General features: G+C 70.6%; 12 protein-coding genes, 2 pseudogenes and 1 riboswitch. Of the genes and pseudogenes, 8 read left to right on the top strand and 6 right to left on the bottom strand.

All coding sequences use genetic code 11. The features are described from left to right. Positions 1–72: 72 nt before the first annotated feature. The 6 genes and pseudogenes from ACWPN3_RS02030 to ACWPN3_RS02005 form a co-directional block, all read right to left on the bottom strand. Positions 73–773, bottom strand: a pseudogene (locus ACWPN3_RS02030) (ABC transporter ATP-binding protein). Further along, a complete protein-coding gene (locus ACWPN3_RS02025) occupies positions 770–2,494 on the bottom strand; it encodes a branched-chain amino acid ABC transporter ATP-binding protein/permease (protein ID WP_492242144.1) in 1,725 nt (574 codons plus the stop codon). The pseudogene ACWPN3_RS02030 and the gene ACWPN3_RS02025 overlap by 4 nt, the downstream one beginning before the upstream one ends. Further along, complete coding sequence (locus ACWPN3_RS02020) at positions 2,487–3,359, bottom strand: branched-chain amino acid ABC transporter permease (protein ID WP_492242145.1); 873 nt, start codon at positions 3,357–3,359, stop codon at positions 2,487–2,489. The genes ACWPN3_RS02025 and ACWPN3_RS02020 overlap by 8 nt, the downstream gene beginning before the upstream one ends. A 4-nt stretch (positions 3,360–3,363) precedes the next feature. Next, positions 3,364–4,515 carry an ABC transporter substrate-binding protein gene (locus tag ACWPN3_RS02015; RefSeq protein ID WP_492242146.1) on the bottom strand — a complete coding sequence of 384 codons (1,152 nt, stop codon included), beginning with the start codon at positions 4,513–4,515 and terminating at the stop codon, positions 3,364–3,366. A gap of 81 nt (positions 4,516–4,596) precedes the next feature. Further along, positions 4,597–4,711: riboswitch (TPP riboswitch) on the bottom strand. Positions 4,712–4,744: 33 nt separating this feature from the next. After that, entirely contained in the window at positions 4,745–5,659 is a 915-nt protein-coding gene (locus tag ACWPN3_RS02010) for a DMT family transporter (RefSeq protein WP_492242147.1), read from the bottom strand. Positions 5,660–5,790: 131 nt separating this feature from the next. Next, positions 5,791–6,123: a (2Fe-2S) ferredoxin domain-containing protein gene (locus ACWPN3_RS02005; RefSeq protein WP_492261028.1), complete on the bottom strand. Its 333-nt coding sequence runs from the start codon at positions 6,121–6,123 to the stop codon at positions 5,791–5,793. 179 nt (positions 6,124–6,302) lie between these two features. On the opposite strand from ACWPN3_RS02005, the gene ACWPN3_RS02000 reads away from it, so the two are divergent. From ACWPN3_RS02000 to deoA, 8 genes and pseudogenes are all read left to right on the top strand, one after another. Next, on the top strand, positions 6,303–7,448 hold the full coding sequence (locus tag ACWPN3_RS02000) for an ABC transporter permease (RefSeq protein WP_492242149.1): 1,146 nt from the start codon (positions 6,303–6,305) through the stop codon (positions 7,446–7,448). Between the two features lie 3 nt (positions 7,449–7,451). Beyond that, a pseudogene (locus tag ACWPN3_RS01995) lies at positions 7,452–7,751 on the top strand (ABC transporter permease subunit); the annotation flags it as partial. Between the two features lie 34 nt (positions 7,752–7,785). Next, positions 7,786–8,427: an ABC transporter permease gene (locus ACWPN3_RS01990; protein WP_492261027.1), complete on the top strand. Its 642-nt coding sequence runs from the start codon at positions 7,786–7,788 to the stop codon at positions 8,425–8,427. Between the two features lie 4 nt (positions 8,428–8,431). Next, the gene (gene cdd / locus ACWPN3_RS01985) at positions 8,432–8,851 is read left to right on the top strand and encodes a cytidine deaminase (RefSeq protein ID WP_109449792.1); all 420 of its coding nucleotides are present in this window, start codon (positions 8,432–8,434) and stop codon (positions 8,849–8,851) included. Positions 8,852–8,866: 15 nt separating this feature from the next. Further along, on the top strand, positions 8,867–9,700 hold the full coding sequence (locus ACWPN3_RS01980; protein WP_492242151.1) for a purine-nucleoside phosphorylase: 834 nt from the start codon (positions 8,867–8,869) through the stop codon (positions 9,698–9,700). Continuing rightward, positions 9,697–10,305 (top strand): deoxyribose-phosphate aldolase, encoded by a 609-nt coding sequence (gene deoC / locus ACWPN3_RS01975; protein ID WP_492261026.1) that lies wholly within the window; start codon positions 9,697–9,699, stop codon positions 10,303–10,305. Before ACWPN3_RS01980 ends, deoC begins: the two co-directional genes overlap by 4 nt. Beyond that, positions 10,286–10,537, top strand: a complete 252-nt coding sequence (locus ACWPN3_RS01970) for a hypothetical protein (protein WP_492261025.1) — start codon at positions 10,286–10,288, stop codon at positions 10,535–10,537. Before deoC ends, ACWPN3_RS01970 begins: the two co-directional genes overlap by 20 nt. Positions 10,538–10,540: 3 nt before the next feature. Further along, positions 10,541–11,860, top strand: a complete 1,320-nt coding sequence (gene deoA / locus ACWPN3_RS01965) for a thymidine phosphorylase (protein ID WP_109449786.1) — start codon at positions 10,541–10,543, stop codon at positions 11,858–11,860. Positions 11,861–11,883 lie beyond the last annotated feature (23 nt).

Genomic DNA, 11,883 nt, shown 5'->3' with positions numbered 1-11,883 from the left:
TCCGCAAGTCCAACCGCCCGTCCTGTGGCACGAAACAGACACCTGTTGCACAGGACACGCATAGGCAGGCGCCTAGCCGCCGAAGAAGGTCTCGCGCAGCCTCTCGTCCGACAGCGCCGCCACCGGCCCGTCGCCGACGACGCGCCCCAGCCGCAGCAGCACGGCGCGCGGTGCGACCGCCAGAGCGCGGGCAGCACTCTGCTCGGCCAGCAGCACGGCCGTGCCGGTGTCGGCGATGCGGCGGACGGCGGCAAACAGCTCGTCGGCCAGCTTGGGCGACAGGCCGAGCGACGGCTCGTCCAGCAGAAGCAGGCGCGGCCGGCGCATCAGCGCGCGCCCCAGGCTCAGCATCTGCTGCTGGCCGCCGGACAGGCGCCAGGCGCTCTCACGGCTCTTCAGGGCAAGGTCGGGGAACAGGGCGAAGACGCGCTCGACATCCCGTGCGCGGTCGCGTCCGGCGGGCAGGCCGGCGACCTCCAGATTGTCGCGCACGCTCATTCCCGCAAAGACCCGCCGCCCTTCCGGCACATAGCCGATGCCGCGCCGGACCCGCGCCTCGGTGGCGAGGCCGCCGATGTCCGCCCCATCGAAGCGAAGCTCCCCCGCGCCGGCACAAGGCCGAGCAGGGCCTTCAGCAGGGTCGACTTGCCCGCCCCGTTGGCGCCGAGCAGCGCCACCGTCTCCCCCGCCGCAAGGCTCAGCGACACCTCGTCGAGCGCGCTTGCCCCGCCATAGCCGGCGCTCAGGCCGCGGATGGACAGCAGCGCGCTCATGCCGGTACCGCCCGGCCGAGATAGGCAGCGGCCACCGCCGGATCCCGGCGTACGCCGCCGGCCGGCCCGTCATAGATGACCCGGCCGCGGTCGAGGCACAGCACCCGGCCGGCAAGCGGCAACAGGAAGCCCATGTCATGCTCCACCAGCAGGATCGCCACGCCCTCCTGCGCCAGTTCGCGCAGCAGGGCCGCCAGTTCCGCCTTCTCGCCGTCGGTCAGGCCGGCGGCGGGTTCGTCCAGCAGCAGCACCGCCGGCCGGCGGACCAGCGACCGGGCCAGTTCCACCCGCCGCCGCAGCGCCGCCGGCAGCCCGTCGCAGCCCTGGCCGGCGAGGCTGCCGACGCCCAGCCGGTCGAGCGCCCAGCGGGCATGCGCCGCCGCCGTACGGGCGTCGGGATCGATGGCAAGCCGCGCGGCGGCGACCGCCTCCAGCACGCCGGCACCAGTCGGCAAAGCCGCCGCCTGGAAGCTTCGGGCCAGTCCGGCGCGGGCCAGCCGGTCGGCACGCTGCCCGGTGACGTCGCGCCCGCCGAGCCGCACCCGCCCGGCATCCGGCCGTTCCAGTCCCGACAGCAGGTTAATCACCGTGGATTTCCCGGAGCCGTTCGGCCCGATCAGCCCGGTGATGCTGCCCGGCCGCAGCTCCAGCGACACGCCGTCCACCGCCCGCACACCGCCGAAGGACTTGCGCAGATCGTCGACTGCCAGCCCGTCCGGCGAGTTTTGCGGACGCGGCGGCTCCTTCGACTCGACCGAAGCCCGCGTCCGGCGGCTGAACAGGCGGGCCGCGATGCGGTCGAGCAGGCCGGTGAGACCGTCCGGCGCCAGCACCACGGTCGCCAGCAGCGCCACGCCGTAGACGACCAGATAGCCGCGCTCCAGGAAGCGGAACCATTCCGGCAGATGCAGCAACAGCACGGCGCCCAGCACCGCCCCGGCCATCCGTCCCCGCCCGCCGACGATGGCGATGGTGAGGATGGAGACCATGACCGGGAATTCCAGCACCTCCGGCGAGACGACGCGCTGGGTGTGGACGGCGAGCGCCCCGGCAGCCCCGGCGAACAGCGCACTGATGCCGAGGGCGATCAGCCGCAGCCGCCCGACATCGAGCCCCAGCGTTGCCGCCGCCAGCGGGTCGTCGCGCAGCATCGTCAACGACCGGCCAAGCCGACCCCGCGCCAGCCGCCAGCCGATCAGCCCGCCGAGAGCGACCAGCCCCCACACAAGCCCGGCCATCGGCAGCCCGCGCGGCACCGCCCAGCCGAACAGCACCGCGGCCGGCACCCCGGCCAGCCCATTGGAGCCGCCGGTCAGCTCCGGCAGGTTGACGGCCAGCAGATGAAGGACCTGGGCGATGCCGAGCGTCGCCAGGGCGAAGTAATGCGATTCCAGCCGCAGCACCGCCAGACCGACCGGCAGGGCCAGCAGCAGCGGCACCAGCATCGACAGCGGGAAGGTCACCTCGAAACGGAGCCCAAAGCGGCTGCCGAGGATACCAGTCACATAGGCGCCGACGCCGAAGAAGGCGCCCTGCGCCAGCGACAGCGCCCCGCCGAGCCCGAAGACGATCTGGAATCCGAAGGTCGCCAGCGCATAGACCCCGGCGACGGTCAGGACGCGCAGGCCATAGGGGGACGCGAAGGCCAGCGCATAGACCAGCAGGGCAAGCGCGCCAGCGATCAGCGCGACAGTCTCGGCCGGAGAGTGCCGTTCACCCACGGCGCCGCACCGCTTCGCCGAACAGCCCTTGCGGACGCAGCACCAGAATCGCCAGCAAGGTCAGATACAGCGCGCCCAACGCCGCCGGATATGAGAGCACCAACGATACTCCCACCTCGAACAGCGCGATCAACAGCGCCCCCACCACCGCGCCCGGCACGGAGCCCCAGCCCCCCACCGTCACCGCGATGTAGGCCTTGAGGATCAGGTCGCTGCCCGAGGTCGGCGTGACGAAATAGCGGTTGGCCAGCAGCAGCCCGGCCGCGCCGGCACAGGCCGCCCCGATGGCGAAGGTCACCAGGATCATCGTGGTGACCGGCACGCCGCAGGCGCGCGCCATCTCCGGATCCTGCGCCGTGGCGCGCAACCGGCGGCCCAACTGCGTGCGGGCAAACACCCATTGCTGCGCCCCGATCAGCAGCCCCGCCACCGCGACGATGGCAAGCGACTGCTCGGGCACCGCCAACCCGGCGATGTGCAGCGTATCGTCGCCGAACAGCGGCGGTGCGGCGCGCGGCTCCGGCCCGAACAGGATGGCGGCTCCGTTCTGCAGGATGATGCCGACCGCGATGGTGCTGATGAAGACCGAGACCGGCGGCCGGCGGCGCAGCGGCAGATAGGCCGCCAGCGCCAGCAGCAGCCCCAGCGCCGCCATCAGCACCAGAACGACCGGCAGCAGGACGATGCCCGGCAGCGGGATCAGCGGCGCCGCCGCCACCGCCAGCAGCCCGCCGGCCATCACCAGATCGCCCTGGGCGAAATTCACCGCCGAGGTGGCGTTCAGCACCAGAACGAAGCCCAGCGCCACCAGGGCGTAGGCCGCCCCCAGCGCCACCCCGTTGACCAGCAGTTGAAGCGCCGCCATCCGTTCACTTCGCCGCAAGCGTCGGGTCGTCGTACCGCTTCGCCAGCACCGGCACCCGGCTGGCCCCGTCATAGCAGACGATGACGGCGGAATGGGCCATGTTGCCCTTGCCGTCGGACTTGTAAGTCATGGCGAGACCCTGGAACGTCTCGGCGGACAGCGCCTTGCGGATGGCGTCCGGCGACCGGGCGCCGGCCTTCACCGCCTCCAGCACCATGGTCATGCCGTCATACTGGCCGAGCGCGAAAGCGTCCGGCTCTTTGCCAAAGGCGGCACGGTAGGCGTCGGTGAAGGCCTTGACCTCCGGCGTGCCGCCGGAAATCGGCGAGGCCGCGGTCTCTGCACAGACGCCCTTGAGTTCCGCCGGTTCCAGCAGGGCCGCGGTGCTCGGCTGGTGCATGGCGGAGCCGGCGACGATGGGCAGGGTCACGCCGCTGGACGCCGCCTGCCGCAGCAGCAGCGCGGTCGGTCCGGAATGCAGGTGCAGGACCAGCACGTCCGGTTTGGCGGCGAGCGCCTTGGTCAGCACCGGCAGCAGATCCTTGGCCGCCGGATCCACCCCCTCCTCGAAGACGGGCGTGACGCCCAGCGCCTTGAAGGCGGCGTCGAGATGGGCCTTGCCGCTCTGGCCGTAGGCGGTGGTCTGGTAGATGACGGCCGGCTGCCGCTTGCCCAGCTCCTCCACCACATAACGGGCATGGGCGGCCTTGGTGACCGCGTCGCCGGGGAAGAAGCGGAAGACCCAGGGATTGCCCTGCTCGGTGATCGAGGCGGTGCCCGACACGGTGACCAGAGGCAGCTTCAGCTCGCCCGCCAGCGGCAGCATCGCCAGCATCTGGGTGCCGAGCATGCTGGCGGCGACCGCCCCGACCGTGCCGCGGCCGGCCGCGCGTTCCAGCGCCGTCACCGCCGCCTCGGGCGAGGTGCCGGTATCGACGACCTCCGAGGCGATGGCGATTCCGGCCGGCGTCTGCTTCAGCGCTAGGACGGCGCCATTGCGCTGGCTGGTGCCCTCCAGCGACAGGAAGCCGGTCAGCGGCACCAGCACCGGGAAGGACAGCGTGTCGTCGGCACGGGCAGCGGACGACAGGCAGACGGACGACAGGCAGGAGGATGCGGCCAGCAGGCCGATCAGGAGGGGAAGCGCGCGCCGCATGACCGATACTCCTCAACACGCGCCGGCGGTTGGGGCGACGCGGAGGAGACGGGGCGCTTCGCAGCAGCTTTCAGCGGGTCCGTCGGGTTCCGGTCGGCTCCCTTCGCCGGCATGACCCGGATCAGGTTCGATGGGTGTTGTCTCAGCCCCTGCGATTGCCGAACCGGCATCCGCACGGGCACCCCAGCCGTGAACAGGCGGCGAGAGTGTCGCCGCCGGCCCCGTCCTGTCAAGAACCCAACCGGCGGCGCGCCACTATGGTTTCACGATGCAGGATGTAGAGCCCGCTGCCGATGATGACCATGGCGCCGGCCAGGACCGGCACGGTCGGCAGGTCGCCGAACGCCAGCCAGCCGAACAGGCTGGCCCAGACCATGCCGGTATATTCGAAGGGCGCCACCACCGCCGGCGGCGCGCGGCGGAAGGCCTGGGTCAGCAGCACCTGCGCCCCGGCGCCGATGGCCCCGACCAGCGCCATCAACCCCAGCGCGAAGGCGGTCGGCGCCGTCCAGACCGGCACGGCCAGAGCCCCGCTGACCACTGTCGTCGTCAGCAGCAGGTAGAGCACGATGGAGGCACTGGTTTCCGTCCGCGACAGGCCGCGCACGGCCAGGGCCGCCAGCGCATAGAACAGGGCGGCGCACAGCCCGACCAGCACCGGCACCAGCGGCGCCCCGGCCGACGGCTGCGCCATCACCACCACGCCGCCGAACCCGACAACCACGGCGGCCCAGCGGCGCCAGCCCACCGGTTCGCCCAGCAGCGGCGCCGACAGTGCAGTGATGAACAGCGGACCGGCGAAGCTCAGCACATAGACGTCGGCCAGCGGCAATTCGCGGAAGGCATAGAAGAAGCATCCCATGGAGATCAGCCCGGCGAAGGCGCGCCAGACATGCCCCAGGGGCCGCCGCGTCCGCATCGCCGCGATCCCGCCGCCGCAGGTCAGGGTGTAGCCGCCCACCAGCAGGAAGGCGACCAGCGAGCGCACGAACATCAGCTGCGGCACCGGGTAATCGGCGGTCAGGAACTTGATCAGCGTGTCCATCGCCGCGAACAGCAGGATCGCGCCCAGGAAGCAGCCGACGGCATAGGGAACCGAATCGGCCTCGGCAGGCAGCAGGTCGGCGGTTTCGGCGTCGGTCATGAAATCGGTTCGGAACGGCAATGGCGGGAGATGCCCACATTATGGGCAAATGCGCCTGTGTCCCAATGCCGCAACCGCAGGTCTGGTAGGCGCCGGCACTTTCAGGGAGTGGCGTGAAGCGCCCGCTCGCCTCACCGCGTCAGAACCATCACCAGCCGCTCGACCGGCTTATCCTTCACCAGATGCGAGTCGACGATCTCGTCGATGTCCTCAGGGGTTTCCGGCCGGTACCAGATGCCTTCCGGATACACCACCATCAGCGGCCCGGCGGAGCAAAAGCCGAGGCAGCCGGTCATCGCCATGCCGACGTCGGCCAGCCCCTTGCCCTGGATTTTCTGATCCAGCCGCTGCCACAGCGGATGCGCGCCCTTGGCGGCGCAGCTGCCGCGCGGATGGCCGGGCGGGCGCTGCTGGGCGCAGCAGAAGACGTGGTGGCGGAAGGTCTGCGGAATGTCGAGCGGCATCGGTCATGCTCCATAGCCATAAAAATTTTATGGGTAAGAAGCATGCCAGAATGCTGCGTTGCGGCAAGACTTTTGTGACGCTTCCAAGTCCCGGTGCCCATTGGCTTTCTCACATCACGAAACGCTTGGTCGGCAGAGCATTGGCGGTTAAGAATCCCCGGCAAGGGGCAATCCAGGAGATGCCGGTGCTGCTGAGCGGATCGGGGAAGGGCCAGCCGGGCGCGGTGCCGGGCTGGGTCGGGTATGCGCTGCTGCCGGTTCTCAACCTCGTCGCCGCCTTCGTGCTGTCGGGGCTGGTGATCCTGGTGATCGGCGAGAACCCGGTGGACGTGCTGTCGCTGCTGGTGTCGGAGGCCCTGGGATATCCCGAGGCCATCGGCTACACCCTCTATTACACCACCGACTACATCTTCACCGGACTGGCGGTCGCCATCGCCTTCCATTGCGGGCTGTTCAACATCGGCGGCGAGGGGCAGGCCTATCTGGGTGGGCTCGGCGCCGGGCTGGTGGCGCTGGCGCTGACCGGCTGGCCCTGGCCGGTGGTGGCCGTGCTGGCGGTGCTGGCTTCGGCCCTGTTCGGCGCCGCCTGGGCCTTCATCCCGGCGTGGCTCCAGGCCAAGCGCGGCAGCCACATCGTCATCACGACGATCATGTTCAACTTCATCGCCGCGTCGATCATGACCTGGCTGCTGGTGGACGTGCTGATCCGCCCCGGCAGCCAGTCGCCGGAAACCCGCGAGTTCGACCCCGGCGTCTGGCTGCCGTCGATGGACCGGGCGCTCGGCTGGTTCGGCATCGCGATTCCCGCCTCGCCGCTGAACCTGTCCTTCCTCTGGGCGCTGGCCTGCTGTCTGCTGTTCCACATCTTCCTGCGCCGGACCCGCTGGGGGTACGAGCTGCGGACGGTGGGCCGGAACGAACGGGCGGCGGTCTATGCCGGCATCTCGCCGGCGCGCAACATCGTCATCGCCATGCTGATCTCCGGCGCGCTCGCCGGCTTCGTCGGCGTGAACGAGATCCTGGGCGTGCAGCACCGGGTGATCCTGAACTTCACCGGCGGCGTCGGCTTTGTCGGCATCGCCGTGGCGCTGATGGGGCGCAACCATCCGGTCGGGATCATTCTGGCGGCCCTGCTGTTCGGGGTTCTGGCGCAGGGCGGCGGCCAGCTGTCCTTTGAATACCCCACGATCAACCGCGAGCTGGTGATGGTCATCCAGGGTCTGGTCATCCTGTTCGCCGGTGCGATGGAGAACCTGTTCAAGCCGCAGGTGGAGGCGCTGTTCCGCCGCCGCGGCACCGCCGCCGCCGAAACGGGGAGGAGCTGAGCGATGGAAGACGCGCTGCTTCTGGCGCTGCAGCTTCTGGGCGCCACCATCCGCGTGGCGACCCCGCTGGTGCTGGCCGCCTTCGCCGGCATGTATTGCGAGCGGGCCGGCGTGGTCGACATCGGGCTGGAAGGCAAGATGCTGGCCGGCGCCTTCTTCTCCGCCGCCGTCGCCTCAGCCACGCTGAACCCGTGGCTGGGGCTGCTGGCCGGCATCGCCGCCGGGGTGGCGCTGGCGATGGTCCACGGCTTCGCCTGCATCACCCACAACGGCAATCAGGTGGTGTCGGGCATGGCGATCAACATCCTGGTCGCCGGGCTGGCGCCGACGCTGGCCTATGCCTGGTTCAAGCAGGGCGGCCAGAACTCCGCTGCTGCCCAACCAGGCGCGCATCCCCGCGGTGGAACTGCCGGGAGTGGAGGCGCTGTCCGGCATCCCGGTGCTGGGGCCGGTCTACCGCGAGCTGTTCAACGGCAACAACATCCTGATCTGGGTGACGCTGGTTCTGGTGATCGCCACCCATTGGGTGCTCTACCGCTCCCGCTTCGGGCTGCGGCTGCGGGCGGTGGGCGAGAACCCGGCGGCGGTCGACACCGCCGGCCTGTCGGTGGCGACGCTGCGCTATCAGGCGCTGCTGGTCACCGGCGTGTTGACCGGCATGGCCGGCTCCTATCTCTCCACCGGCCATGGCGCCGGTTTCGTCCGCGACATGACCGCCGGCAAGGGCTATCTGGCGCTGGCGGCTCTGATCTTCGGCAAATGGCGGCCGGGGCCGACCCTGTTCGCCTGCCTTCTGTTCGCCTTCACCGACGCGGTGCAGGTCCGCCTCCAGGGCGTGGTCCTGCCGGGCATCGGCGTCATCCCGGTTCAGTTCATCCAGATGCTGCCCTATGTGCTGACCGTCCTGCTGCTGGCCGGCTTCGTCGGCAAGGCCATCGCCCCCAAGGCGAGCGGCATCCCCTATGTGAAGGAACGCTGAGCCGATGGCCGACACCGCAGAGCTGCCGCAGCTGATCGAAGCGGCCCGCGCCGCGCGCGAGAACGCCCATGCCCCCTATTCCAAATTCAAGGTCGGTGCGGCGATCCTCGGCGACTCGGGCCGCATCTTCGCCGGCTGCAATGTGGAGAACGCGGCCTATCCGCAAGGACAATGCGCGGAATCGAGCGCCATCGGCGCCATGGTCACCGCCGGCGACCGCCGCATCCGCGCCATCGTCGTGATGGGTGGCGAGGCGGGGGCGGAGGAGATCTGCACCCCCTGCGGCGGCTGCCGCCAGCGCATCCGCGAATTTGCATCCCCGGACACGCCGATCCACATCTGCGACCCGGCCGGCCTGCGGCGGAGCTTTCCGCTGGAAACCCTGTTGCCCGAATCCTTCGGCCCCACCAATTTAGCCTTCTGAGCGGAGTTTCCCGACATGACCGCAGCCCGCGCCGCCGCGGACATCCTCCACCGTGCCTCCGGCCATCGGCCGCGGGTCGGCATCGTGCTGGGCTCCGGCCTGGGCGGCATCGCCGACCGCATCGCCAACGCGGTTGCCATTCCCTACACCGACATCGCCGGTTTCCCGATCCCCAGCGTGTCCGGCCATGCCGGTCGGCTGGTGGTGGGACAGCTCGGCGGGGTCGAGGTCGCCTGCATGCAGGGCCGCGTCCACGCCTATGAGGGCAACGGCTTCGATGCGCTGAAGACCGCGGTGCGGGCGCTGAAGCTGACGGGTTGCGACACACTGGTGCTGACCGCCGCCGTCGGCTCCCTGCGGCTGGAGGTCGGACCCGGCCGGCTGATGGCGATCAGCGACCATCTGAACCTGCTGGGCAGCAACCCGCTGACCGGTCCGAACGACGAGGCCTTCGGCGAACGCTTCCCCAGCATGACCGATGCCTGGAATCCGGAACTGCGCGGCCTGCTCAAGGATGTCGCCGCCGGCCTGTCCATCGATCTGGCGGAAGGCGTCTATGCCGCCTATCCCGGCCCGTCCTTCGAGACGCCGGCCGAGGTGCGGATGATGAAGCTGCTGGGCGCCGACGCGGTCGGCATGTCCACCGTTCCCGAATGCATCGTCGCGCGCCATTGCGGCCTGCGGGTCGTCGGCTGTGCCGTCGTCACCAATCTGGGCGTCGGGCTCGGCGACGGGCCGGTCGACCATCACCAGACCCTGACCGCCGCCTCGGCGGCAGCCGCCGACCTGGAGCGCCTGCTGGTCGGCTTCCTCGAACGCCTGCATGAGAAGGACGGGTCCCGGTCATGAAACTGTCTGCCGACCTGCAAAGCGCGCTGGACGCCAGCGCCAACGCCCCGTCCGACGCCGATCTGGCGCGCCGTGCCGTGGGCATGCTCGACCTCACCAGCCTGAACGGCGACGACAGCGACCGCGTGGTGCAGGATCTCTGCGCCCGCGCCGTCACGCCCGTGGGGCCGGTCGCCGCCGTCTGCGTCTGGCCGCGCTTCGTCCCCACCGCCCGCAAGGCGCTGGAGGGCACACCGGTGAAGATCGCCACCGTGGTCAATTTCCCGACCGGCGAGGCCGACGCCGCCTCGGTGGCAGCGGAGACCCGGCGGGCCATCGCCGACGGGGCCGACGAGATCGACGTGGTTCTGCCCTACAAGGCCTTCATCGACGGCGCCCGCACCCAGCCGATCAATGTCGTGAAGGCCTGCCGCGAGGCCTGCGGCGACAAGGTGCTGCTGAAGGTGATCCTGGAATCGGGCGCCTTCCCCGACGCCGACCTGCTGGCCTGGGCCTCGCGCGACGCCATCGCCGCCGGCGCCGACTTCCTGAAGACCTCCACCGGCAAGAACTCAGCCGGCCGCGACCCTGCCGGCCGCGGCGGTGATGCTCGACAGCATCTATGAATCGGGAAAGAAGGTCGGTTTCAAGGCGTCCGGCGGCATCCGCGACGCGGCGGAGGCGGCGCGCTATCTGGCGTTGGCCGACCATATCCTGGGGGATGGCTGGGCGACGCCGCAGACCTTCCGCTTCGGAGCCTCCAGCCTGCTCGACGCGCTGCTGTCGGCCGCCGGTCATGGCGAGCAGGACGGCGAACGGGAGGGCGAACGCGAGCCTGCCCCGGCGGGAGGGTACTGAGGCATGCTTCCGCAGGAAATCGTCCGCGCCAAGCGCGACGGCCAGCCGCTGGACGCCGCCACCATCCAGGACTTCGTCCGCGGCCTCACCGACGGCCGCGTGTCGGAGGCCCAGGCATCGGCCTTCGCCATGGCCGTCTTCTTCCGCGGCATGAGCCTGGACGAACGGGTGGCGCTGACCCGCGCCATGCGCGATTCGGGCACGGTGATGGAGTGGAGGTCGCTCGACCTGCCCGGTCCGGTGATCGACAAGCATTCCACGGGGGGCGTCGGCGACAAGGTCAGCCTGATCCTGGCGCCGATGCTGGCCGCCTGCGGCGGTTTCGTGCCGATGGTGTCGGGCCGCGGCCTCGGCCACACCGGAGGCACGCTCGACAAGTTCGAGAGCATCCCCGGTTACCGCGCCAAGCCCGACAACGAGCTGCTGCGCCGGGTGGTGAAGGAGGTGGGCTGCGCCGTGATCGGCGCCACCGACGACATTGCCCCTGCCGACAAGCGGCTCTACGCCATCCGCGACGTGACGGCGACGGTCGAATCGCTCGACCTCATCACCGCCTCGATCCTGTCGAAGAAGCTGGCGGCCGGGCTGGACGCGCTGGTGATGGACGTGAAGTTCGGCAGCGGCGCCTTCATGCAGCGCTTCTCGGATGCCGAGGCGCTGGCCGATAGCATCGTCACGGTGTCGAAGGGAGCCGGCCTGCCGGCGGTGGCCCTGCTGACCGACATGAACGAGGTGCTGGGCCGCAGCGCCGGCAATGCGCTGGAGATGCTGGAATGCCTCGCCATCCTGCGCGGCGAACCGGCGGACCCGCGGCTCTACGAAGTGACGGCGGCGCTGGCCGCCGAACTGCTGGCGCTGGCCGGGCTGGCGCCGGACGCCGCGGCGGGCCGCGCGATGGCCGACCGCTCCATCGCCAGCGGTGAAGCGGCGGAGCGCTTCGCCCGCATGGTGGCGGCGCTGGGCGGGCCGGCCGACCTGCTGGAGCAGCCCGACCGCCATCTGGAACGCGCGCCCATCGTCCGCCCGCTGTTCGCCGAACAAGCTGGCTTCGTCGGCGCCATCGACACCCGCGGGGTCGGCATGGCGGTGGTTGCGCTGGGTGGCGGCCGGACCAAAACGACCGATGCCATCGACTTCGCCGTCGGCTTCGACGCGGTGGCCGGGCTGGGCGACGCGGTCGGACCGGGCGACCGTCCGCTGGCGATCCTGCACGCCCGCAGCGAGGCCCAGGCCGACGAGGCGGAACGCCGCCTGCGCGCGTCGGTCACGGTGACGGACACGGCGCCCGCGCGCGGGCCGCTGATCGCGAAGCGTCTGGGGTGAGGTGCACTTAACTCCTTCTCCCC

It is taken from the genome of Azospirillum sp. UENF 111221 (assembly GCF_058780625.1).
The sequence above is the reverse complement of the archived record's forward strand: the minus strand, read 5'-3'. Positions and strand labels throughout refer to the sequence as shown.

What these genes read in the sequence shown, in the direction of transcription:
- ACWPN3_RS02020 (WP_492242145.1), bottom strand. Translation starts at nt 3,359, where the DNA reads ATGGCGGCGCTTCAACTGCTGGTCAACGGGGTGGCGCTGGGGGCGGCC.
- ACWPN3_RS02015 (WP_492242146.1), bottom strand. Translation starts at nt 4,515, where the DNA reads ATGCGGCGCGCGCTTCCCCTCCTGATCGGCCTGCTGGCCGCATCCTCC.
- ACWPN3_RS02010 (WP_492242147.1), bottom strand. Translation starts at nt 5,659, where the DNA reads ATGACCGACGCCGAAACCGCCGACCTGCTGCCTGCCGAGGCCGATTCG.
- ACWPN3_RS02005 (WP_492261028.1), bottom strand. Translation starts at nt 6,123, where the DNA reads ATGCCGCTCGACATTCCGCAGACCTTCCGCCACCACGTCTTCTGCTGC.
- ACWPN3_RS02000 (WP_492242149.1), top strand. Translation starts at nt 6,303, where the DNA reads ATGCCGGTGCTGCTGAGCGGATCGGGGAAGGGCCAGCCGGGCGCGGTG.
- ACWPN3_RS01990 (WP_492261027.1), top strand. Translation starts at nt 7,786, where the DNA reads ATGCCTGGTTCAAGCAGGGCGGCCAGAACTCCGCTGCTGCCCAACCAG.
- cdd (WP_109449792.1), top strand. Translation starts at nt 8,432, where the DNA reads ATGGCCGACACCGCAGAGCTGCCGCAGCTGATCGAAGCGGCCCGCGCC.
- ACWPN3_RS01980 (WP_492242151.1), top strand. Translation starts at nt 8,867, where the DNA reads ATGACCGCAGCCCGCGCCGCCGCGGACATCCTCCACCGTGCCTCCGGC.
- deoC (WP_492261026.1), top strand. Translation starts at nt 9,697, where the DNA reads ATGAAACTGTCTGCCGACCTGCAAAGCGCGCTGGACGCCAGCGCCAAC.
- ACWPN3_RS01970 (WP_492261025.1), top strand. Translation starts at nt 10,286, where the DNA reads ATGCTCGACAGCATCTATGAATCGGGAAAGAAGGTCGGTTTCAAGGCG.
- deoA (WP_109449786.1), top strand. Translation starts at nt 10,541, where the DNA reads ATGCTTCCGCAGGAAATCGTCCGCGCCAAGCGCGACGGCCAGCCGCTG.